Consider the following 21,805-nt stretch of genomic DNA (forward strand, 5'->3'; position numbering starts at 1 on the left):
ATCCCTTCCTCAGTCTTCTTCCTTGGGCGGACGTTCCACCACCTGTCGTTTACCCTTGGCACAGCGGGCCAGCTTCTTGATGCCTTCGGCATCGAATGCATCCACCCGGATCACGTCATACAGAGCTTCCAACGCTTCCAGCAACGGACCGCACTCGTCGTCACTGATGATCTGCTGTTCACGGGCCCAGTCCACCAGTTCCTGGCGTTGATGGCCCATCAGCAGGGCAATGGCATCGAGTTCATCTTCGTTGCGGCTGCGGATGGCGGTATGCAGACGTTCGCGCATGTCGTGGGTTTCGTGGGCCAGCCGATAGGCGTTCAGCACCCGCCCGAGGGGGTCATCCGGATTGTGGTTGACGTAACAGCCACGGCTGATGCGGGCACGCACCGGGGTATCGCGGACAATGGTTTCCGCCACCTGGGTACCGAGGCGGTCATCGGGGCCGTTGAGGCCGCTGGCGCCGAGCGGGAAGACCAGTAGCCGCAGTGGCCAGCGCAGGGCCGCTACCGGGAAATTGATGATCAGCTCGCGCATGTGCTGCTGCAGGTCGCGCAGGCAGGTCTTGAGCCCCCATTCCACCAGTGGACGCTGATCTGGCGGGTAGCCTTCCTCGTGCCACTGCTTGATCACTGCCGAGGCGTAGTAGAGCTGAACCAGGCAGTCGGCCATGCGCCCGGACAGGCGCTGTCGTGCCTTCAGGCCGCCACCGACGCTGAGCAGGGTGACGTCGGTCATCAGGGCAAACGCGGCGCTGAAGCGGGACAGCTGCTGATAGCAGGGGCGAATATCCCCCAGCCGCGGGGCGGTTTCCAGTCGTCCGAAGGTGAGTCCGCCGACAAAGGCGCGCAGGGCGTTGCGACCGGTGTGGGCAAGATGGCGATAGAACACACCATCAAAACGGTCGACGGCAGCGGCTTTGTCTTCCATACCCGCGGCTTCAATTTCCTCAACAATAAACGGATGGCAGCGGATGGCGCCCTGGCCGAAGATCATCAGGCTGCGGGTGAGGATATTGGCGCCTTCCACGGTGATGCCGATGGGTACCGCCTGATAGGCCCGGGCGAGGAAGTTGCGCGGACCGGTAATGACCCCGCGACCGGCGACCACATCCATGGCGTGGTTGATGACCTCCCGCATCAGGTCGGTGTTGCGGTATTTCAGCACCGCGGACGGTACCGAGGGCCGCACCCCGCGATCGAGCATGGCGGCAGTGAGCAGGCGGGCCGAGTCCATCATGTAGGTGTAGCCGGCAATGGGCTCGAGGGCCTCCTGCACCCCTTCAAACTGACTGATGGAGCGACCGAACTGTTCGCGTACCAGCGCGTAGGACCCGGTGGCCAGGCTGGCGACCTTGCCCGCACCGGTGCCGAGGGCGGGCAGGGAAATGGAGCGGCCGATGGAGAGGCACTCCAGCAGCATCGTCCAGCCCTTGCCAAGCATGTCCTGGCCACCAATGATCTGTGCCATCGGGATGAACACCTCGGTGCCCCAGGTTGGCCCGTTCATGAACACGGTGTTCATCGGCAAGTGGCGGGCGCCGGCATTGACCCCTTCCAGATCCCGTGGCACCAGCACACAGGTCACGCCGATTTCGTCGTCACCGCCCAGCAGCCGGTCGGGGTCATACACTTTGATGGCAAGGCCAATCAGGGTCGCAACCGGTGCCAGGGTAATGTAACGCTTGTTCCAGGTGACTTTCAGCCCCAGCACTTGCTCGCCGTTCCACTCGCCCATGCTGACAATGCCCTTGTCGGGAATGGCACCGGCATCAGAGCCGGCCACCGGGGAGGTGAGCGCGAAGCAGGGAATGTCCTTACCGGCGGCGAGCCGGGGCAGATAATGCTGTTTCTGCTCGTCGGTACCGTACTCCATCAGCAGCTCGCCGGGGCCAAGGGAGTTTGGCACCATGACGGTGACGGCGGCTGACACGCTGCGGGTGGAGATCTTCATCACGATCTCTGAATGTGCGGTGTGAGAGAAGCCCTTGCCGCCCATATCCGTGGAAATCATCAAACCAAAGAATCCGTTATCGCGGATGAACTTCCACACCGGTGCGGGCAGGTCATAGTGTTCATGGGTGATGGCCCAGTCGTCGAGCATGGCGCACAGGTGTTCCACCGGGCCATCGATGAAGGCCTGCTCTTCGCTGCTCAGATGACTGGGGGCGGAATCCAGCAGGCGCTGCCAGTCCGGCTGGCCGGAAAACAGTTCGCCGTCCCAATCGACGGTACCGGATTTCAGTGCTTCCGCTTCGGTGTCGGAGAGTTTGGGGAGTTTGCTGCGCACCCAGCACAGCAACGGGCCGCTGAATCGTTGTTTGCGGAGGTCACCGCCGAATAACAGGATCAGACTCAGGGCCAGCAGGCCGCCGCCAAGAACCAGGCTGAGCAGATGCCAGTGGTCGTAAAACAGGCCAATCAGGGTGGCAAGGCAGAGCACGGTGGCGGCGGTAGTGCCGCCGGTGCCCAGGTAAATCAGCACCAGGATGCTGAGCAGCAACAGCAGAACACTCATTCAGGACCTCCTTCTTCCATCGTCAAGATGTTCGCCAGACCCGGTCGCCGTTTCTGAAACCGGCGTCACTGAACGGTCGGCGTGCAGGTTCCTCTACACTATAGCAGTGGCTAAAGCAGTGACGATGAGAAGATCAGACCGAGTGTGACCGGCATGACCACCAGGCTGCCAAGGTTACCGATCAGCACCAGCGAGGCAACCCGGTGGGGCTCCTGGCGGTATTGCTCCGCGACCATATAGTTGAGAACCGCCGGTGGCAGCGCCGCGAAGACCCACAGCGTAGCCAGTTGCAGACCGGGCAGATCGATCAGGCCGACCAGTGGCCAGGCCAGCAACAGGCCGCTGGCGGGGCAGGCGATGGCCCCGAGCAGGCCCAGTTTCCAGTCGGAGAAATCCACATCCAGCATCCGCACCCCCAGGGTAAACAGCATCAATGGAATGCACACGCCGCCGAGCATGTTGAGGGATTCGAGCAGCCACCCCGGTAACGCGATACCACCCAGATTCAGACTCAGCCCGGCGATACTGGCCAGCACCACCGGAATCTTCAGCAGCTTGCGCAGTGGCTCGTGGGGGTTGAGCATGTGCAGGCCAACGGTGAAATGGAGCATCATTTCGACAATGAACAGCACCACCGCCGCCGGCAGCGCGGCTTCGCCGAAGGCCAGTACGATCACCGGGATGCCCATGTTGCCGGAGTTGTTGAACATCATCGGCGGCAGGAAGGTCTTGGGGTTGATCTTGGCGATGCGTGCCAGCGGCCACAGCAACAGCCCGGAACCGAGCACCACAATGCTGCCCGCCAGGGCGAGCCAGGCGTATTCCTGCAACGGCGCCTTCTGGTCCGCCAGCACCGCGAACACCAGCATGGGCACGAACAGCTCCATGTTGAGGGCATTGATGCCCTTAATGTCCGGACTGCGATAGCGGCCATACAGGGCGCCGCAGGAGGCGATCAGAAAGACCGGCAACAGGGTGGCAAGAATCTGGGTCAGCATGACTTGGCTGGGTCCTTGTGGAAGAGGCCTGAACTTGGCAGTTTAGAGTGATTGTGATCAACCTCGCCAGTGGGGTCACTGAGACCTAAGGCGCAGGGAATGGAGGGGTTACTGGTATGCTGGGGAGTCATAAGATGAGTAACCGACAAACAGGAGGCGTTGGCTGGTGACGGTGAATTTTGACCAGATCGTTGGGCGGGAGCAGACCGGGGCGGTGAAATTCGATGCCCGGGGTGCGGTATTCGGTAGCCATGAGGTGATTCCTCTGTGGGTGGCGGACATGGACTTCCCGGCGCCGGAGGCCGTCACCCGGGCGCTGGTGGAACGGGCACAGCATCCGGTTTACGGCTACACCCTGTTTCGCGACAGTCTCTATGAGTCGATCATCAGCTGGTTCCGTGAGCGCCATGGTTGGACCATCGAGCGCGACTGGCTGATGCTGGTGCCCGGGGTAGTGCCGTCTCTGCACGCGGCGGCATTGGCGTTTGCCGCCGAGGGCGAGGGCATCATTATCCAGCCCCCGGTCTATCCGCCCTTCTACAGTGCCATTCGCAAGACCGGGCGGCGAGTGGTGGAGAACCCCTTACGACTGCGGGATGGCGTCTATGAGATGGATCTGGAGCACCTTGAACGTTGTGCTGACGATGGCGCCAGGCTGCTGTTTCTGTGTTCTCCCCACAACCCGGTAGGCCGGGTCTGGCGCCGGGATGAACTGGAGGCGGTGCTGGCCATTGCCCGCCGTTATAACCTGGTGGTGCTGGCTGATGAGATTCATGCCGACCTGGTCTACCCGGACCGCGAGCCCCATACCGTCATGGCGTCGCTGGCGACAGCGCAGGACCCGCTGATTACCGCGGTGGCCCCGAGCAAGAGTTTCAACGTACCCGGCATGGGCTTGTCAGTGCTGGTGGCACCTGACCCCGCCCATCGTGCGGCCCTGGCCGCGCCGTTCGAGCAGTTGCATGTGCTGTCGTGCAATCCGTTCAGTGCGGCCGCGCTGGAGGCTGGCTATCGCCATGGAGGGGCCTGGCTGGATCAGCTGCTGGTGTACCTGGCAGGTAATCGCGACTTTGTCTGTGATTACCTGGCTGAGCATATCCCGCAACTGACCGTGACACCGGCTCAGGGCACCTATCTGCTGTGGATCGACTGCCGGGCGCTGGGCATGACTGACGGTGAACTGAAACGCTTTTTTGTCAGTCAGGCGGGGGTGGGACTCAGCCCGGGGGCCTCCTTTGGGGAAGGCGGGTCTGGTTTCATGCGCCTTAACCTGGGCACCTCGCGAGCCGTATTGGAGCAGGCCCTGACCCAGATACGCAAGGCTATCGCTGAGCTGGGAACGTCCTGAATGACCGGGGCGCCTGAGCACAATGGCCGGTCGCCCCAGGGAGTCAGTCCTCGACCTGCTCGTCCTCTTGCGCCGGTACGTCGGTCACTGCGCCGATGTGGTAGGCGGCAAAACCGGCCATCACCACCTGATCGACGGCCATGCCGATGATCCGGCCATTGGCCAGCGCTTTAATCGGATGACGGGCATTGGTGATCGGGTCGCTGACGAAACCCAGTACATCGCCCTCACGGACCCGGTCCCCCAACTCCACATCGCTGAACAGGATGCCGCCATGTTCGGCGCGGATCCAGTAGGAGTTGTAGTAGATCGGCTCCGGTTCACCCCAGACGAACATCCGCGAAATCATCCCCTGTTTTTCCATCAGGCTGTTGAGACTGTTCACGCCGGCCTTGATCTGGTGCTCCTGAATGCGCAGGGATTCCCCCGCTTCCAGGGTAACCGAGGTAATGCCCGCCGCCACCGCCGCAGTCCGCAACATGCCGACGGTCCCGGAACTGTGAACGACGGCCATGCGGTCGAAGCCGCGGGTAAAGGCGGCCACCTCAGGGTTGTTCATGTTCGCACGCAACTGAGGCAGGTTGGTGCGTCGTTGGGAACCGGTGTGAATGTCCACCAGCATGTCACAGTGACGAATCACCTTGTTGAACAGCGAATAGGCAATGCGATCGGCCAGGCTGCCGTAGCGGTTGCCGGGAAAATGCCGGTTGAGGTCGCGACGGTCCGGGAGATAGCGGCTGGCCCGCTCGAAGCCGGGCAGGTTAACGATGGGAATACCAATGACGCGCCCGGCCAGCTCTTCCGGGTCGAGGTCGTAGACCGTGCGGCGGACAATCTCGATGCCGTTGAGCTCATCACCATGGATGGCCCCGGTCAGACACAGGGTTGGGCCGGGGCGGGCGCCATTGACCACCAGCACCGGTGTCGGCTGCGATAGTCCGGCCATCTGGATGCCCGGGGCCCATGCCAGCCGGGTTGCGGTGCCGGGAAGAATCTCGGAATTGAGCAGGGTCAGGCTGGTGGCGACAGGTTCGGGTTCGGACTCCGGTTCCGCAGCAGGAATTACGGTACCCGGGGCCTGCTCACGTTCGTTGCCCTCGATCGCGGCGGCGGGCTCTTCACCCATGGTCACGGGTTCCGATGGCTGCTCCGGATGAGGTTGCTGGCGTGGGGCCTGCTCCCGCTCCAGTGCCGGTGCCCGTCGTTGGGGCTGTGCGGGCGGTTCTGGCTCCGGTTGGAGCTCCGGCGGGGGCGCCACGTCCTTGAGGTCGATGTTGGGAGCAACCTTGGCCGCCGTACTTTCCTCGTCCGCTGAGCTGACCGCGGCGTCCGGGGTCGCTGCTGGCAGGGCGGCGACTGGCTGCAGGGTGGGCGCATCGCGACGGGGTTCTGAGGCATCGATATCGCTGACGTTCTCGTCCTCGGCGATGTCTTCGACGTCGTCGCTCTCATCGGGTTGTTGCGCCCAGGCCACTGGCAAGCCTGCGGCACTGAGCCAGAGCGCTGCGGTTATCGTTTTCAGCCAGTTGCGACAAAAGGGTGATGTAGGCATGGATCCTCGTTCGAGCCGTTAGTCAGTCCGGGCCAAGGATAATCGGCCCGGTGGTGACAGGGTACGGTTGTGACAAAGGTTTAATGCCGCGGCCAGCTACTGCCTCACTGCGGGATGGGCGCGCTCCATCGCCAGTGTTGACCATCCTGCCGGGCTTTGCCATCGGTCCGCAGTTTTTCCAGATGGGCCAGCAGGGAGCGGGTCGCCAGCGGATGGAGGGCGGCGGGCACATCGTCGTAGGCGTGCGGAGTCAGCGCCTCGGCGCTGGCCGGACCATGGCTGCGCAAGGCGCGGGCAACCTTGTGTTCCCGGGCCAGGCGGTGGGTGGTGAGAAAATCCACGACGGAGTGCGGGTGGCCAATCAGGAAGCCGTGCCCCGGGGCAATGTAGCGGAGATCCTCCAGCAGCAGTTTTTGTAATGAACCGAGGTAGTCACTCATGTTGCCGTCCGGTGGATTGATGACCACCGTTGAGCCCTGCATGATGTGATCCCCGGAAAACAGCATTTGTTCACCGGTCAGCAGGAAACACAGGTGGTTGGAGGCGTGGCCGGGGGTGTGGATCACCTTGAGGTCGCCGGCCCCGGTGGCGATGAGCTCGCCGTCAGCGGGTTGGTGGTCGGGCACAAAGGTCTGATCCTGGGTGGCCTCTGCCGGTGGGGCCAGCCCGATGAGCCGGGCGCCGGTTTGCTGTTTCAGCACCCGCGCGGCGGGTGAGTGGTCACGGTGGGTGTGGGTGACGAGGACCTGGCGGATGTTTCCGCCGGTCAGTGTCAGTAGCTGTTCCAGGTGGGCATCGGTGGCCGGGCCGGGGTCGATCACCGTGAAATCACCCGGCTGACCCAATACATAGCTATTGGTGCCGGGACCGGTCATCAGACCGGCATTGTCGGCGGTCACCCGCAGCACCCCGGGGGCCAGGGAGACCGGTTGCGCCGCCACAATGGCCGCGCTGGTGCGGCCGGATCGCTCGGGGTCGAGCTTGCGGGCCTCGGCGTAGGCCGGCGAACCGGACTCCAGCTCGATCGACTTGTCGCCCTTTCTGGCCGGCCAGGGGGGAGCCGCTTCCGCACCCGGCGGATTGGCGTGGGCGTAGGCCAGCACCGCCTCACTGCTGTCAAAGTCCTGCAACAGGCGCAGGGTACGCAGGGTTGGTGGGCCAAACAGGCGCCGTCCGTTCTGGTGATCGTCCAGTGCCTGCCGGGGGGTCAGCCAGACATGATCGATGGTTTCGCTGCCATCATGACAGGCCTGCTGGCCATCCGGAGCAGCGCAAACAAAGAACCGGGTGTCGAAGCGGCGGGGCGCACCGACAGGGGTGACCCAGTGGCTCAGATAGGCCAGCTGGTCCAGGGGCAGGTCGAGGTCCTGTTGCTGGCACAACTGGTCGAGGCTCAGGCTGCCCTCGAACAGGGCCTTGCGCTGTTCGAGTATGGCGGCGAGGGCCTGCGGTCTGAGGGGGCTGCCATCCTTGTGGCGGGCCAGCACCAGCCCGGCTTCCTCCAGGCACTCGCGAATGGCGGCGACCATGTAGTCGGCACCGCCTTCATCGAGACTCATGGTGCGGCTGACGGTCTGGTCATCGGTGCCTCCCAGATGGCGAAGGCAGTCGCGATCTGCGGCGTCCACGGCTCCGCCGGGAAAGACGTAGAAGCCCGGCAGGAAGGCCGCCTTCCAGGTGCGCTGCAACAGCAGCACTTCCAGGCCGTTGGCAGTGTTTCGGGTCAGGGCAAGGGTGGCAGCGGGGCGAATATCCATGTCGGGGTCGTGTCGTTGTTTGGATTGAACATTATTGTTAGCTGCCAATCTTTCTATCACAGTTAGCGCTGGAAAGCGCTGATTTCGGGTGAAGCTGCCGCCCGGGGCAGGTATGATGGCGGCCCCGGCTATGCCTGAACCAGCCCCGATTCAAACCCGACCTGAGATGACTGCCCGTGGCCCGAGTTGCTTTGTCCTTCCCCGATGACGTATTTACCTTCGTAACCGAAATGCCGGTACGGATCACCGACATCAACGGCGCCCGTCACCTTGGGAATGACGCGCTGATCTCGATGCTGTCCGAAGCCCGGGCCCAGTTCCTGGTCAGCCATGGGGTGGAAGAAGCCGATGAACAGGGCGTTGGGATCATCGTCACCGATCTGGCGACCATGTATCAGTCGGAATCGTTCTTTCCGGAGTTGCTGCGCTTTGAGGTGGGGATGACCGATTTCAACACCTACGGTGGCGACATCGTGTTCCGTGTCAGCAAGGCAGAAAATGGCCAGGCGGTGGCGCTGGCGAAGTACGGTTTTGTGTTCTTCAACTATCAGAGCAAGCAGGTGACTGCGATGCCAGAAAGTTTCCGCTCACGCTTCGGCTGAGCGCAGCGTCAGCGCCTGCATGCCCTGACGGTAGAAACTGTAGGCCATCACACCGGCGCAAAGGTTGCCGAGCAGGGCGCCAATCATCAGGCCGTTCATACCGGCCCACTGGCCGCCGAGCCAGAGTAGCGGCAGGAAGCAGAGAAACAGCCGCAGAGTCGATACCAGCAACGCGCGCATGGCCAGGCCGAGCGCGTTGCAGACCGACACCATCAGCATGCACACCCCGAGCCCGCTGTAACCCAGCGGCACCCGCACCAGGTAGCTTTCGAGCACGTCCCGCACGGTGGCGTCGGCACTGAACAGCTGCGACACCAGCCCCGAGGCCAGCAACCACAACAGGCCGATGGCCAGCTGCCAGAACATCACGAATCGCACCGACAGGCGGACCAGCTGACGAATCTGCTCAAGGTCTCCGGCGCCCAGCAGGCGGCCGATCATGGGGGGCAGAGACATGGTCAGCGCCAGCACCACCACGATCGAGAAAAAATCCAGTCGGGTTCCAAGTCCCCAGGCGGCCACCGCCGCCGAACCGAAACCGGCGACCAGAGCGGTGGCCAGCATCGCCGATAGCGCTGGCATCAGCTGGCTGACCATGGCCGGGGCCATGATGCTGCCCAGTTGCTTCAAGGCGGTCGCAAGGTGCAGTTGCAGAAGATCGAAACGCAGCCATTGCCAGCCCAGCAGTTTGGGGTAGATCACCAGACAGCCGATGCCGAACGCGGTAATGGAGGCAAGTGCCGCACCGGGCAGGCCCCAGCCGAACACGAAAATGTACAGCGGATCGAGGCCGATGTTGAGCAGGCTGCTCACCACCATCATGTAGCCGGGCAGGCGGGTATTGCCATGGGAGCGGCAGACACTGTAGCCGAAATAGAGCATGGCGCCGAGCCAGGCAGAGACCAGCCACGGCATCCAGTAACTCTGGATCAGCGGCAGCAGGCTGGCGTCGGCGCCGAGCAGGGTCATGACCGGTGCGCGCAGCAGCCATAACAGCAGGCACAGTACCAGAATCAGGATGGCGCCAACCGCCACCACAAGACCGCCGAGGCGCTCGGCCCGCAGCGAATCGCCGGCACCGAGGGTGCGTGAAATGATCGCTGTGGTCGCAATACCGAGCCCGACCTGCAAGCCGATGACCAGCTGGTACATGGGCAGGGTGAAGCCGAGAGCGGCCAGCGGGTCGCGCCCGAGCTGGCCCACAAAGGCACTGTCTGCCAACTGGAAGGTCATCAGCGACAGGACACCGAACAGCATCGGCCAGGTCATGGTAAACAGTTGTCTGGACAGGCTGGGCTGGCTGGCTGTGTCGGTCACAGGTGGGTGCGGCTCTGGGTAGAGTAAGGGCGCTTGATTCTAGCAGGGCGCAGGTGAAGACAGTAGCCCCGGGAGCGTGGGCCGCAGGCCGGTGACCGCTGAGGGTGCTCTGCGGGAGAGCACCCTTGGGCAAGTCCGGGGTTGCTCGTTAAAGCGCGCCGAGAGCCGCGTCGTAGTCAGGTTCCTGCTTGATTTCACTGACCAGCTCGCTGTGGATGACCGAGTTGTTTTCATCCAGCACCACCACGGCCCTGGCGCACAGTCCGGCCAGAGGGCCATTCTGGATGGCCACGCCATAGTTGTTCAGGAAGTCCGGGTGGCGGAACGTGGACAGGGTCACCACATTATCCAGTCCCTCGGCACCGCAGAACCGGCCTGCGGCAAAGGGCAGGTCGGCGGACACCACCAGCACCACAGTATTGTCGAGGCTGCTGGCCTTTTCATTGAATTTGCGGGTGGACGCCGCGCAAACACCGGTATCCAGGCTGGGGACAATGTTAAGGATCTTGCGGCGGCTGCCGTAGCTGTCGAGGCTGACGTCTTCCAGGCTCTGGGTGGTCAGGGTAAAGCTGGGGGCTGTGTCGCCAGCTGCGGGAAATTGGCCGCCGATTTCCAGCGGGCTGCCGGCCAGTGTGACTTTGCTCATGGGTATCTCCGGGTTGTGGTGTTGGGACGTGATGGAACCCACTACTGTGTAGTCCATTCTCCCGGATTCGTCACGCTCCGGGGTCAGCGACCGGGCTCGGCGGCTGGCTCAAAGCCTGTGGCCGGATGACGTTGCACCAGCAACAGGTAGGCAGCAAGGGCCGCGACGGCACTGGCTGCAATGATGACCGCCATCACCAGGGAGGTGCCATCGTGCAGATAGCCTACCATGGCTCCGATCGTGGCGGCGACTGCCATCTGCACGAAGCCGAACAGCGCCGAGGCGGAACCCGCCATACGTGGGAAATTGGCGAGAGCGCCCGCCATGGTTTGGGGTAACACCATGCCGACGCCGATCATGACAATGGCCTGAGGCACCACCACGGCCCAGACGTTGAAGACCTCCATCATTGCCAGGGCTGCCATCAGGCTGCCACCTGCCACCGAAATCACCAGCCCGCGCAGCAGGATCTGGTCAGGCATCAGATTCTTGCTGAGCCGGACCGACGTAAGGTTGCCGGAAATATAGCCCAACACCATGAAGCCGAAATAGAGACCGAACAGTTCAGGTGCCACTCCCAGGAATTCGATCAACACAAACGAGGAGCCGGACAGGAAGGCAAACAGCCCGGAGAACGTCAGTGCGTTGGTGAGGGTGTAGCCGATAAAACTGATATCCGAGCCAATCGTACGGTAGTTGGCGATCAGGCTGCACAACTTCAGCGGCTGACGGTTTTCCGGGGCCATGGGCTCGGGGATACCAATCGCGACGATCAGCGTCATCACCATGGCGTAGCCGGCCAGGGCAATAAAGATCGAGGGCCAGCCCAGCTGGTTGAGCATCAAGCCGCCCAGGGTGGGGGCCAATGCCGGTGCCAGCGCCATGATGCTGGCCAACAGTGCCATGATCCGGGCCGCTTCCCGCGGAGTGTAGATGTCACGGATGGCGGCACGGCCCAGGACCGGGCCGGCCGAACCGCCAATGGCCTGGAGGAACCGGCACAGGATCAGGGTCTCGATATTGCTGGCCAGGGCACAGCCGACGCTGGCGATGGCAAACAGGACAAAGCCGGCGATCATCACTGGCTTGCGGCCGAAACGGTCGGCCAGCGGGCCGCAGAGCAGCTGGGCGAGCGCGAAACCGGCCATGTAGATGCTCAGGGTCAGCTGGACCTGGTCCGTGCCGGCGGCCATCGCCACGCCCATGGAGGGCAGGGCTGGCAGGTACATGTCGGTTGCCAGCGGGCCGAGGGCGACGGCGGCAGCGAGCAGTACGGTGGTCCAGACACTGGTCAGGGCGAGCATGGGAGTTCCGGGTATAGGCTGAGTGGGAAACTCAGTGTACGCCCCTGAACGGTGCAAAATAACAGTCACACCGGTCATACCACCTATGAATAAAATCGATGAATAGCCACGATCATTTTTTCCGTTGTTGTGCCACGTCGATCAGTTGCTGGCGCAGCCAGCGATGCGCCGGGTCGCCGTGGTTGCGCTGGTGCCACAGCATCAGCAACGAGAAGGGTTTGAAATCGAAGGGCAGAGGTGTCGAGGCAAAACCCTTGAGTAAGTGTTCACTCATCCGGCGGGGTGCGGTTGCCAGAAGCTGGGATCCTCGCAGGAAGCCGGGCAGGCCGGAGAAATTGGATACCGTGACCGTCACTTTGCGCTCCAGCCCCTGAGCGCTGAGGGAGCCTTCCAGGGCCATGCGTTCGCCGGTGCCGAACAGAATGGCAATATGGTTCGCCTGCAGATACTCCGCCAGGGTCGTGGGGGCGGATCGTTGCGTGGGGTCATAGAAGATCACCATCTGATCGTCCAGCAGCCGGCGCTGAAGGACATCGCTGGCTGCCGGCGGGTGTGGAGAAATGATCAGGTCGCAGACTTCCTTGCGCAGCATGTCGGCGCTGGGGATGCCGGAGGGAATCACCTGGAGGGCAATGCCGGGCGCCTGCCGGCGCAGGGTCTGCATCAGTGGGGGCAGCAGCAGGTCTCGCTGGTAATCGTTGGCTGCGACGGTAAAAGTGAATTCGGCGTCACGGGGATCAAACGGCGGGCCGGCGGACAGCGAGCGCAGGTCATCAAGGATCTGGCGCACATGGGGGCCGATGCGCAGGGTGTAGTTGGTGGGCACGATTCCGCGGCCGGACTTGACGAACAAGGGGTCGCCGAGGACCTGACGCAGCCGGTCCAGGGTGTGGCTGACTGCAGACTGGCTGAGCCCAAGCTTGACGGCGGCACCGGACACGGTGCCGTCGTCGAGTACGGCCAGCAGCACCCGCAGGGCGCGGGCATCAAGGTTGAATGTATCGATGGGATTCATGGATCCCAGTGTAGGGTAAAATCAGTCGGAACGCTCGGCCAGCCAGTCCGCCAGTTCCAGCCAGCTGGCATGGGGGGCCTTGCTGCCGGCGAGTATCCCCATGTGACCGCCGGGGATAACCCGGAAGGTCTTGTCGCTGGAGCTGACATGATCCATGACCCGACGGGCTGCGTCCGGAGTGGCGAGGGTGTCGCTGTCACCGGCCACCGCCATCAGGTTGGCGTTGACGTTCTGTAGCCGGGCCACGTCGTCACCGATCTGGATCTCTCCCTCGGACAACTGGTTGTCGATCCACAGGCGCACCACGGCGTCCTGAATGATACCGCCGGGGTAAGCCACCATGCGGTCGAGGAAGGCTGAGGTGGTGGCATGGGTCCGGACGAACTCGCGGTCGCCCAGGCGCACAACCAGCTCCCAGTAACCCATGACGCTGCCGATCGGGTTGGTTAGCTTGAAACCGATGGTGTTGGCCCAGCCGGGTGTATGGAACCAGTGGGGCTGCAGGTCATGAATCCGGAAACCGGTGCGGGTCCGGACTACTTCGGCCACTTCCGATATGCGCTGGTACATCATCCCCATCAGGCCGGAGGCATGGCTGTCGATGGGTGAGCCGAGCACAATGGCGTTGCGGATGTGCTGATCCTTGCTCAGCGCCGAATAGAACAGGGTAAACATGCCGCCCATGCTCCAGCCGTGCAGCGACAGCTCCTGTTCACCACTGTGCTGGCGGACCCGGTTGAGGTAGGCCGGCAACAGTTCGGCAACGTAGGTGTGCATGTTGTAGTGGGTGTGCTTGCGGGTGGGCATGCCCCAGTCGATCAGGTAGACCTCAAAGCCCTTGGCCCGCAGGAACCGCACCAGACTGCGCTGGGGGAACAGATCGTAGATCAGCATGTTGACGGCCAGCGGCGGTACGATCACCACCGGGGTCTTGTGAGGTCGGCGTTCGACCGGAATATCCAGACCTTCCAGTTCGATGACGTCTTCGGCCAGCGGTGGGTAGTACCGCAGGCTGACCAGACCATCCGTGTGCAGGGTTTCAAACGGAGTCTGGCCGGCCTGAATCAGGCTGGCGGAGCGAAAGACCCGGTCAAAGGCATTGTTGGCGTAATGTCGGGTCCGGCGTGAAAGACCGGAGGCTTTGGCAAACGCCGACCTGGCGAAGTTGGGCATGGCACCGTCCATAGAGTTCTCGGAAAGCGGGATGAATCGTAGGCAAGAATAGCCCCGGAGTGCCAGCGGGAGCTATGGCAATACCGTCCAGGTCAATTGGCAAATTGGTCACTTTGGGCCTCTGCCCTTCGTGGGTTGGGGTTGCTATCATGCGGCCCTTCGATACTAAGACAATAATGGATAATCACATGCTCAGTTTTCTTCCTGCTCCGTTCATCGGGGTGCTGAATGCCCTGCTGCTGGCGGTCAATACCCTGTTCTGGTGTCTGCTGCTTTATCCCTGGGCGCTGTTGAAACTGATCATTCCGATTCAGGGCTTCAGGGTGTTCTGCACCCGTTTGATGATCTGGATCTCGGAATCCTGGGTGGCCTGCAATACGGGCTGGATGAAGCTAACCCACAAAACCGACTGGCAGGTCTCCGGCGTCGACCAGTTGCAGCGCCAGGGTTGGTATCTGGTGATGAGCAACCACCAGAGCTGGGTCGATATTCTGGCGATGCAGCGGGTTTTCAACCGCAAGGCGCCATTTCTCAAGTTCTTCCTGAAGAAGGAGCTGATCTGGGTGCCGGTGATTGGTCTGGCCTGGTGGGGGCTGGATTTTCCGTTCATGAAGCGTCATTCCCGGGAGTACCTGATCAAGCATCCGGAAAAGCGCGGTGAAGATCTGCAGGCAACCCGCAAGGCCTGCGAGAAGTTCCGTTATACCCCGGTAAGTGTGATGAACTTTGTCGAGGGGACCCGCTTCACACCGGCCAAGCACAAGCGCCAGAAATCCCCGTACAAACACCTGCTGACCCCGAAAGCCGGTGGCGTCGGCTTCGTGCTGGATGCCATGGGTGATTCCATCCAGACCCTGGTGGACGTGACCATTGCCTTTCCCGGTGGAGCCCCGACGTTCTGGGATTTTCTCTGTGGCCGCATGCCTGTGGTCAAGCTGCACGTGGACACGATTGTCATCCCGGAGGAGCTCAAAGGCAGGGACTACAGTGCCGATGGTGAGCACCGGCGGCGGATCAAGGACTGGCTGACCGCACTGTGGCGTGCCAAAGACCAGCGCCTGGAGTCCATGCTGGACTGATGGGCGCTGGCCTGGTGCCCGGCAGCAGCCTCAGGCGTCTGCCGGGGCCGGGCTTTCTTCTGTTGTTCGCCCGTCTTCTTCGATCAATGTGAAATTGATCTGTTTGCGTTCCCGGTCAACGTCCGCCAGGGTGACCGTCACGGCCTGATCCAGCTGGAATATACGACCGTTCTTGTTGTGTACCAGACGCAGGGTGACCGGGTCGAAACTGAACTTCCCTTCCAGTGTCTTGCAGCTGACAAATCCCTCGAGGCCATTGCTGTCCAGCCGTACGAAGAATCCGGCCGGCACCGTGCGGGTGATGACGCCGGGCTGCGGTGCGCTGCCCAGTGACGGGGCAAACTCGCACTTGAGCCAGCTTTCCAGACTGTTGGCCGCCTGTCGTGCCTTGATCTGGGTGCTCTGAAGGGTTTCAAGCTGGGCTTCAGTCAGCGCCTGCAGGGGCTGCTGCCACAGCGCGGCCTTGATCACCCGGTGGACATAAAAGTCACTGAACTTGCGCAGCGGTGAGGTAAACGTGGTGTAGGCTGCCAGCCCCATGCCCTGGTGCGGGGCGGGAGCGAAGGCCAGCTCCACCCGGGCCAGCTGACGGGACACGATGGCTTTAAGCGGAACGTCGCAGGTCACGCTGTCGGCCTGCTGCATCAGCTGGCGGAAGCCGTCGGCACTGGCCGGATCCAGCTCGCCCAGTTCGGGGGCGTAGGTGGTCAGCAGGGTGCGGATGTTGTCGGCACGGTCGGCGCGCAGGCCGGGGTGGGTAATGAACAGGCCGTGATCGCGCTGGCCGAGGAAATCGGCGGCGCACCGGTTGGCGGCGACCATGCATTCCTCCACCAGGCGGTGGGCTTCATTCTGGCTGGCTGGCTCGATCTGGCGGATGTGCTTGTTCTCGTCCAGGCGCAGGCGGAATTCCGGGCGCTCGGTGCCTAGCAGGGCATTGGCTTCACGCCAGCGTCGCAGGGCCGTCGCGGCCTGGTGGAGCTGATCCAGACTGGCGTTAATGACGTCGCTCAGCTCGCGGGTGTCGTCACCTTCACGGCCTTCGATGACATGGGCAACCTGCTCGTAGCTGAGCTTGCCCTGGGAGCGGATGATCCCCTGGTGAAAGCTGTAGTCGCCAAGGCTGCCATCGTTATTGACCTGCATGTCGCAGATCAGTGCCAGCCGTGGGGTATCCGGCAGCAGTGAGCACAGTCGGGTGCTGATGGCATCCGGGAACATCGGTCGCGGCTCACCGGGGAAATAAATCGCAGTGGCCCGGGCCAGGGCTTCCTGCTCCGCCGGGCTACCGCCGGGGATCAGTGCAGTGGGGTCGGCGATGGCAACGGAAATCTTCCAGCCGGTGGCATTCGGTTCGGCCAGCAGGGCGTCGTCCATGTCCTGGGTGCCCGGGCTGTCGATGGTTACGTAGGGCTGTTCACGGCGATCCTCGCGCTCGGCGGCCAGCGCTTCGATGGCGGCTTCGTCGAGCTGCTCAGCCTGCTGGGCCACGGCTTCGGGCCAATCGTCGTTGATGTCGAACGACGCCAGCGTAAAGGCCCGTTCGATACCGGGCGCGCCTGCTTTGCCGATGATTTTCAGAACCTTGGCCTGGCCCTTGCCATCCCGGATCGGGTGGCGGTGAATGCTGCAGTAGATGAAGTCATCGGGTTCGGCGCCATGCCGCTCTTTGGGCGGAATAAAGATCCAGCGGTTGATGCCCGGGGTTTCCGGCACCACGAAGTGCCCCTTGCCCTTAACCAGATAACGGCCGACAAAGGTGCTTACACCGGTTTCCAGCAGCTCATCCACGACCCCCTGGCTCTTGCCCTTGTCATCCTGCTGTTCGGTAATATTGACGCGGTCGCCAGGCAGTACCTTCTGCATCTCTTCCGGTGGCAGGAAGACATCACGGCCTTCGTCCAGGGCCACGAAGCCAAAACGGCCGTTGGTTGCCTTTACGGTGCCGGACAACACCACCTTGTTTTCTTTGATATCGGATTTGAGCTGGCGCAACTGACTGAGCGCGTCGGCATTTAGCATGCAAAGGAACCTGACTGGCGGGATCGTTAAATTGGAACCGCAGTATACCGGTTTTCAGTGCTAACGTCAGAGTGCGGGGGCAGTGGCAGGAAAGCGTGCCATGGACGATAGTAAGTAACGGCTGATGGTTACGGGAGTGAGAACATGAACGGCACTGCAAGGGTGGGCATCCCGTTGCTGCTGGCCTTCGTCATTACGGGTTGTGCCGGTTATGGCGGGGTGTCAGACGGGACTGAAAGCGAGGCCCTGGCGGGCGTCGGCAAGGCGCAGTTTGACTGTGCCAACCGCAATGGCAGTGAATACATTGAAAGTGCGGAGTTGGTGTTCCTGGTCCAGTGTGGTGCCCGCGAAGGCCAGCCCTGCGGCAATATTCCCGAAGACCGCGCCGAAGCGGCGTCATCCCGGGAAGTGTTCCGTCAGGGCCGGCGGCTGCTCGAGATCATGGATCTCAACCTGGACAGCCGCATCAGTAAGCTGGAGTTCCGTGCCTTCTGCAACCAGGCCCTTTAATGGCCGGGCGCGGGTTACGGATGCTGGGCGAAGGGCTGGGTCTGGCCGGCCTCGTTGAACAGCATCACGGTGTAAGGATCCTGACGGTCACCCATTTCCATACCGGGGGAGCCTGCCGGCATTCCCGGCACCGAGAGCCCTCTGGCCGCCGGCGCTTCGGCCAGCAGGCGGCGGATATCTGAGGCCGGGACGTGGCCTTCAATGATGTAATCCCCCACGAAGGCGGTGTGGCAACTGGCCAGCCCCTGGGGTACACCGGCATCGGCCTTGATCTGGTTGATCTGCTGGGTGTTGATGGCGTTGACCTCAAAGCCATTGTCTTCCATGTGCCGGACCCAGTCGCTGCAACAGCCGCAAGTGGGGGACTTGTAGACGGTCACGGTTTCTTCGGCCTGGGCCGTGGCCAGGGGGGAGAGTCCCAGGGCGAGGCTGAAAGCCAGTGAGAGTTTCTTCATGGTGTTTTCCTTCAGTGATGATGACTATCTGAGGGTTTGCGGCGGTCGCTGGCGAGCCAGAACCACCAGACGATACCGGCCATGAGCAGCAGTCCTGCGCTATTGATCAGCCAGGCGTTCATTGGTTCCTCCTTTTTTCACTGGTCTGGAACAGGCGTAAGCGGTTGGCGTTGGTGACCACGGTCACCGATGACAGCGACATCGCCGCCCCAGCCAGAATCGGGTTCATCAGGATGCCCCAGAGCGGATACAGCAGTCCGGCGGCGACGGGAATCCCGAGGCTGTTGTAGATAAAGGCGCCAAACAGGTTCTGATGGATATTACGTACCGTGGCGCGGGATATTTCGATGGCATCGACAACGCCGTGCAGTGAGCCCCGCATCAGGGTGATGGACGCGCTCTCGATGGCAACGTCGGTGCCGGTGCCAATGGCAAAACCGACATCGGCGGCCGCCAGTGCCGGGGCATCATTGATGCCGTCACCAACCATCGCCACACGGAAACCCCGCTGATGCATGTCGCTGACAATGCTGGCTTTGTTTTCAGGCAGGACTTCTGACCGCACGTCATCGATACCGACCTGATTGGCGATCGCCGCAGCGGTCGCTTCCACGTCTCCGGTTACCATCATCACCCGGATGCCAGCATCATGCAGGCGCTGAATCGCGGCTGCTGAATCCGCCTTGATGGCATCAGCGACGCCGAGGACACCAAGCGCCTCCTGGTCGCGGGCCAGGAACAGCGGAGTTCCGGCATTGTTGCTGATCCGGTTGGCCGCGGATTCCAGCGGCGACAGGTCGACCCCGTGCTGCTCCAGCCAGCGGCGATTGCCGAGTCGCAGGGTACTGTCGCCGAAACGTGCGGATACACCCTTGCCATTGCTGGCGTCAAAGCCGGTGACGGTCACCGGTTCAATGTTGTCAGCACTGGCGCGGGTAACGATGGCTTCGGCCAGAGGGTGCTCGGAATGACGTTCCAGGCCTGCAGCGAGGGCGAGCAGCTGGCGGGTGTCACCATCGCGGGCTTCCAGGTCGGTCAGCGTGGGGTGGCCTTCGGTGATGGTGCCCGTTTTATCGAGGATCACCAGGTCGAGTTTGCCGGCGTTTTGCAGGGCATCGCCCTGGCGGATCAGAACGCCATATTCCGCGGCCTTGCCAACGCCGACCATCACCGACATCGGGGTTGCCAGTCCAAGTGCGCAGGGGCAGGCAATGATCAGCACGGTAGTGGCCGCCACCATCATGTGAACCACCGCCGGTTGCGGTCCAAAGTTGTACCAGACCAGTGCGGAGAACACCGCAATCAGCATCACGGTAGGCACGAACACCGCAGAGATCTGATCGGCAAGCCGGCCGATGGCCGGCTTGGACGCCTGGGCCCGTTTCACCAGAGCAATGATCTGTGCCAGCGCGGTGTCACTGCCGACCTGTGTGGCTTTATAAACAATGGCCCCACGACCGTTCATGGTGCCGGCAGACACCCGGTCACCCACGGCCTTGGCCACGGGCATGGGCTCGCCGGTCAGCATGCTCTCGTCGATCCGGGTCTCGCCCTCGGTGATCTCACCGTCAACGGGGAGTTGTTCGCCGGGCCGCACCCGTAACCGGTCGCCAACCATAACCTGGGCCACCGGCAGCTCAATCTCCTGGTCGTCGCGGATCACCCGGGCGGTTTTGGGGCGCAGATCGAGCAAGCGCCGGACCGCCTGGGAGGTCTTGCCTTTGGCCCGAAGTTCCAGGGCCTGGCCCAGGTTGATCAGGCCAATGATCATGGCGGAGGCTTCAAAATAGACATGCCGGGCCATCTCGGGCACCAGGGCCGGCACGCTGGCGACCACAATGGAATACAGCCAGGCAGTACCGGTACCCAGCGCGATCAGGGTGTCCATGTTGGCGTTGTGATGGAGGAAGGCCTTCCAGGCACCAGTGAAGTAATGGCCGCCGGTCGCCAGCATGACCACCAGGGTCAGCCCGCCCAGGGCCAGCCAGGTGCTCTGGTTGCTGGCCGTCACCATCATGTCGCCGAAACCCATGCCCCAAATCATCAGGCCGAGACCGAGCCCCAGGCTGATGGCCATTTTGATCAGCAGTTCGCGGTAATGGCGCTGGTCTTCCTGTTGTTTGCGTTCATCGATGGTGTCCGGGTCTTCAATCTCCCGGGCGCCGTAGCCGGCGCTTTCGACCGCGGCAATCAGGGCCGGGGTGTCGGCGTTGCCAAAGACAGTTGCGGTGTTGTCCGCCAGGTTCATATGCGCGCCCTGACTGCCGGGCACTGACATCAGCGCGCCTTCAATGGTCCGTACACAGGAGGCGCAGGTTGCACCGGTTACCGCCAGCTGAACCTGGGGGCCGCTGGCGCTGGTGCTGGCGATCGGGGCAGCCGGGGCGGGGCCGTTGGCGGGCAGCGGGCAGCTGTCGGCAGCCATGACCTCGGCCGGATAACCGGCCTCGGAGACCCGGCGCGCTGCTTCGTCGGCATCGGTGTCTGGGGGCAGGGTCACCGTCTGCTGGTCCAGATCGATGTCGATTGCGTCTTCATTGCCGGCCAGCTCAGCCAGCGCCGCGCGGATCTTGCGGGCGCAGCCCTGGCAGGAGGCGCCGCTGATACTGAGGCGGACCGGAGTTGGGGCGAGTTCAGTCATGGCAGACGTCTCCTTGGCTGGCGCTGATGTTGTCCGGATCGTCCCAGTGCTCAATAAGGCGGCAGATGGTGTGACCGTCCGGGGTTCCGTCGGGCATGGTTTGCCAGGCTTGCAGGGCGGACTGCATCCGCGCCCGCAGTTGGGTCAGTTCCGCAATCTGTTGTTCCACGTTGTACAGACGCTGTTCAAACACCTCCCGGACCAGGGGGCAGGGGGAGTGGTGATCATCGGCCTGTTCAAGGATGGCCTTGATTTCGGGCAGCGAGAAGCCCAGAGTCCGGGCCTTGCGGGCGAACCTGAGCCGGTGCAGGTCATCGGCGCTGTACTGCTGGTAGTTGTTGTCCGGGTTGCGGGTCGGACAAAGCAGTCCCTCGCGGGTATAGAAACGGACTGTATCGCCGCTGGTTCCGGCAGCTCTGGCAAGTTCTTTGACCTTCATTCACCGTCCTCCATTCACCATACGGTTGCCACCCGCTAGCGGGGGCGATGGTCGATCATGAGGCCAGTTTAAAACCTATGAGCCACTCAAAGGTCAAGGGTTGTCCCGGCTGCTCAGGAAAATGCCACACTGGGGACACTGGTCCGGCGCCAGCAGCTTGGCCTGCCAGCCAATTTTTTTATGGCAGGCAGGGCAGCGGAGGCGGAGCTGCAAGACGATGATCGGGCTGACAAGGACCACCAGGATCAGCCCCAGGGGACCCCAGCTGTCACCGCTGGATAACCCCAGTTGGCTGCTGAACACCAGAATCAGCAACAGGGCGAAGAACGCGAAAATGAAATAGCCACGGTTCCAGGCTTCCCAGCGGCGGATTTTTCGGTCTTGTTCGGGTGTCAGGTATCGGGCTTGCATCGGGTTCAGCCTTGGTTGG

18 protein-coding genes are annotated in these 21,805 nt (G+C 62.5%); 4 read left to right on the forward strand and 14 right to left on the reverse strand.

Going from position 1 to position 21,805, the window contains the following annotated elements; all coding sequences use genetic code 11:
* Positions 1 to 9 precede the first annotated feature (9 nt).
* Together BLV11_RS08435 and BLV11_RS08440 are read right to left on the reverse strand one after the other, a co-directional pair.
* A complete protein-coding gene (locus BLV11_RS08435; RefSeq protein ID WP_091812526.1) occupies positions 10 to 2,517 on the reverse strand; it encodes an acyl-CoA dehydrogenase in 2,508 nt (835 codons plus the stop codon).
* Between the two features lie 110 nt (positions 2,518 to 2,627).
* Positions 2,628 to 3,515: an AEC family transporter gene (locus BLV11_RS08440; RefSeq protein ID WP_091812527.1), complete on the reverse strand. Its 888-nt coding sequence runs from the start codon at positions 3,513 to 3,515 to the stop codon at positions 2,628 to 2,630.
* Between the two features lie 163 nt (positions 3,516 to 3,678).
* Here BLV11_RS08440 and BLV11_RS08445 point away from each other — a divergent pair, with 163 nt between their 5' ends.
* Complete coding sequence (locus BLV11_RS08445) at positions 3,679 to 4,863, forward strand: MalY/PatB family protein (protein WP_425433824.1); 1,185 nt, start codon at positions 3,679 to 3,681, stop codon at positions 4,861 to 4,863.
* A 43-nt stretch (positions 4,864 to 4,906) separates the two neighbouring features.
* Here the strand turns inward: BLV11_RS08445 and BLV11_RS08450 are convergent, their stop codons facing one another.
* Complete coding sequence (locus tag BLV11_RS08450; protein WP_091812529.1) at positions 4,907 to 6,415, reverse strand: succinylglutamate desuccinylase/aspartoacylase domain-containing protein; 1,509 nt, start codon at positions 6,413 to 6,415, stop codon at positions 4,907 to 4,909.
* A 104-nt stretch (positions 6,416 to 6,519) separates the two neighbouring features.
* Positions 6,520 to 8,172 (reverse strand): MBL fold metallo-hydrolase, encoded by a 1,653-nt coding sequence (locus tag BLV11_RS08455; protein WP_091812530.1) that lies wholly within the window; start codon positions 8,170 to 8,172, stop codon positions 6,520 to 6,522.
* A 176-nt stretch (positions 8,173 to 8,348) separates the two neighbouring features.
* Between BLV11_RS08455 and BLV11_RS08460 the strand changes: the two genes are divergently transcribed.
* On the forward strand, positions 8,349 to 8,774 hold the full coding sequence (locus BLV11_RS08460) for an acyl-CoA thioesterase (protein WP_091812531.1): 426 nt from the start codon (positions 8,349 to 8,351) through the stop codon (positions 8,772 to 8,774).
* Here the strand turns inward: BLV11_RS08460 and BLV11_RS08465 are convergent.
* From BLV11_RS08465 to BLV11_RS08485, 5 genes are all read right to left on the reverse strand, one after another.
* The gene (locus BLV11_RS08465) at positions 8,760 to 10,043 is read right to left on the reverse strand and encodes an MATE family efflux transporter (protein ID WP_091812587.1); all 1,284 of its coding nucleotides are present in this window, start codon (positions 10,041 to 10,043) and stop codon (positions 8,760 to 8,762) included. The genes BLV11_RS08460 and BLV11_RS08465 overlap by 15 nt on opposite strands.
* Before the next feature lie 196 nt (positions 10,044 to 10,239).
* The gene (gene tpx, locus BLV11_RS08470; protein WP_091812532.1) at positions 10,240 to 10,737 is read right to left on the reverse strand and encodes a thiol peroxidase; all 498 of its coding nucleotides are present in this window, start codon (positions 10,735 to 10,737) and stop codon (positions 10,240 to 10,242) included.
* Positions 10,738 to 10,820: 83 nt separating this feature from the next.
* Positions 10,821 to 12,041 (reverse strand): multidrug effflux MFS transporter, encoded by a 1,221-nt coding sequence (locus BLV11_RS08475; RefSeq protein ID WP_091812533.1) that lies wholly within the window; start codon positions 12,039 to 12,041, stop codon positions 10,821 to 10,823.
* A 112-nt stretch (positions 12,042 to 12,153) separates the two neighbouring features.
* Positions 12,154 to 13,056 (reverse strand): LysR family transcriptional regulator, encoded by a 903-nt coding sequence (locus BLV11_RS08480; RefSeq protein WP_091812534.1) that lies wholly within the window; start codon positions 13,054 to 13,056, stop codon positions 12,154 to 12,156.
* A gap of 21 nt (positions 13,057 to 13,077) precedes the next feature.
* Positions 13,078 to 14,241, reverse strand: coding sequence for an alpha/beta fold hydrolase (locus BLV11_RS08485; RefSeq protein ID WP_245725963.1), 1,164 nt, complete (start codon positions 14,239 to 14,241; stop codon positions 13,078 to 13,080).
* 176 nt (positions 14,242 to 14,417) lie between these two features.
* On the opposite strand from BLV11_RS08485, the gene BLV11_RS08490 reads away from it, so the two are divergent.
* Positions 14,418 to 15,308, forward strand: coding sequence for an acyltransferase (locus BLV11_RS08490; RefSeq protein ID WP_091812536.1), 891 nt, complete (start codon positions 14,418 to 14,420; stop codon positions 15,306 to 15,308).
* Positions 15,309 to 15,338: 30 nt separating this feature from the next.
* Here BLV11_RS08490 and BLV11_RS08495 read toward each other — a convergent pair whose 3' ends face one another.
* Positions 15,339 to 17,330 carry a ribonuclease R family protein gene (locus tag BLV11_RS08495; RefSeq protein WP_091812537.1) on the reverse strand — a complete coding sequence of 664 codons (1,992 nt, stop codon included), beginning with the start codon at positions 17,328 to 17,330 and terminating at the stop codon, positions 15,339 to 15,341.
* A 144-nt stretch (positions 17,331 to 17,474) separates the two neighbouring features.
* On the opposite strand from BLV11_RS08495, the gene BLV11_RS08500 reads away from it, so the two are divergent.
* Positions 17,475 to 17,840: an EF-hand domain-containing protein gene (locus BLV11_RS08500; RefSeq protein ID WP_091812538.1), complete on the forward strand. Its 366-nt coding sequence runs from the start codon at positions 17,475 to 17,477 to the stop codon at positions 17,838 to 17,840.
* Between the two features lie 14 nt (positions 17,841 to 17,854).
* Here BLV11_RS08500 and BLV11_RS08505 read toward each other — a convergent pair whose 3' ends face one another.
* The 4 genes from BLV11_RS08505 to BLV11_RS08520 form a co-directional block, all read right to left on the reverse strand.
* Positions 17,855 to 18,295, reverse strand: coding sequence for a DUF411 domain-containing protein (locus tag BLV11_RS08505; protein ID WP_091812539.1), 441 nt, complete (start codon positions 18,293 to 18,295; stop codon positions 17,855 to 17,857).
* A 118-nt stretch (positions 18,296 to 18,413) separates the two neighbouring features.
* On the reverse strand, positions 18,414 to 20,936 hold the full coding sequence (locus BLV11_RS08510) for a heavy metal translocating P-type ATPase (protein WP_091812540.1): 2,523 nt from the start codon (positions 20,934 to 20,936) through the stop codon (positions 18,414 to 18,416).
* On the reverse strand, positions 20,929 to 21,375 hold the full coding sequence (locus BLV11_RS08515) for a MerR family transcriptional regulator (RefSeq protein WP_091812541.1): 447 nt from the start codon (positions 21,373 to 21,375) through the stop codon (positions 20,929 to 20,931). The genes BLV11_RS08510 and BLV11_RS08515 overlap by 8 nt, the downstream gene beginning before the upstream one ends.
* Positions 21,376 to 21,468: 93 nt before the next feature.
* Positions 21,469 to 21,786, reverse strand: a complete 318-nt coding sequence (locus tag BLV11_RS08520; RefSeq protein ID WP_091812542.1) for a hypothetical protein — start codon at positions 21,784 to 21,786, stop codon at positions 21,469 to 21,471.
* Positions 21,787 to 21,805 lie beyond the last annotated feature (19 nt).

The sequence above is a fragment of the Marinobacter mobilis genome (assembly GCF_900106945.1).
GTDB classification, from domain to species: domain Bacteria; phylum Pseudomonadota; class Gammaproteobacteria; order Pseudomonadales; family Oleiphilaceae; genus Marinobacter; species Marinobacter mobilis.

Coding starts and splice junctions, on each gene's coding strand:
- BLV11_RS08450 (WP_091812529.1), bottom strand. CDS start 6,415: ATGCCTACATCACCCTTTTGTCGCAACTGGCTGAAAACGATAACCGCA.
- BLV11_RS08435 (WP_091812526.1), bottom strand. CDS start 2,517: ATGAGTGTTCTGCTGTTGCTGCTCAGCATCCTGGTGCTGATTTACCTG.
- BLV11_RS08520 (WP_091812542.1), bottom strand. CDS start 21,786: ATGCAAGCCCGATACCTGACACCCGAACAAGACCGAAAAATCCGCCGC.
- BLV11_RS08505 (WP_091812539.1), bottom strand. CDS start 18,295: ATGAAGAAACTCTCACTGGCTTTCAGCCTCGCCCTGGGACTCTCCCCC.
- BLV11_RS08455 (WP_091812530.1), bottom strand. CDS start 8,172: ATGGATATTCGCCCCGCTGCCACCCTTGCCCTGACCCGAAACACTGCC.
- BLV11_RS08515 (WP_091812541.1), bottom strand. CDS start 21,375: ATGAAGGTCAAAGAACTTGCCAGAGCTGCCGGAACCAGCGGCGATACA.
- BLV11_RS08475 (WP_091812533.1), bottom strand. CDS start 12,041: ATGCTCGCCCTGACCAGTGTCTGGACCACCGTACTGCTCGCTGCCGCC.
- BLV11_RS08485 (WP_245725963.1), bottom strand. CDS start 14,241: ATGGACGGTGCCATGCCCAACTTCGCCAGGTCGGCGTTTGCCAAAGCC.
- BLV11_RS08480 (WP_091812534.1), bottom strand. CDS start 13,056: ATGAATCCCATCGATACATTCAACCTTGATGCCCGCGCCCTGCGGGTG.
- BLV11_RS08490 (WP_091812536.1), top strand. CDS start 14,418: ATGCTCAGTTTTCTTCCTGCTCCGTTCATCGGGGTGCTGAATGCCCTG.
- BLV11_RS08495 (WP_091812537.1), bottom strand. CDS start 17,330: ATGCTAAATGCCGACGCGCTCAGTCAGTTGCGCCAGCTCAAATCCGAT.
- tpx (WP_091812532.1), bottom strand. CDS start 10,737: ATGAGCAAAGTCACACTGGCCGGCAGCCCGCTGGAAATCGGCGGCCAA.
- BLV11_RS08510 (WP_091812540.1), bottom strand. CDS start 20,936: ATGACTGAACTCGCCCCAACTCCGGTCCGCCTCAGTATCAGCGGCGCC.
- BLV11_RS08440 (WP_091812527.1), bottom strand. CDS start 3,515: ATGCTGACCCAGATTCTTGCCACCCTGTTGCCGGTCTTTCTGATCGCC.
- BLV11_RS08465 (WP_091812587.1), bottom strand. CDS start 10,043: ATGACCTGGCCGATGCTGTTCGGTGTCCTGTCGCTGATGACCTTCCAG.
- BLV11_RS08500 (WP_091812538.1), top strand. CDS start 17,475: ATGAACGGCACTGCAAGGGTGGGCATCCCGTTGCTGCTGGCCTTCGTC.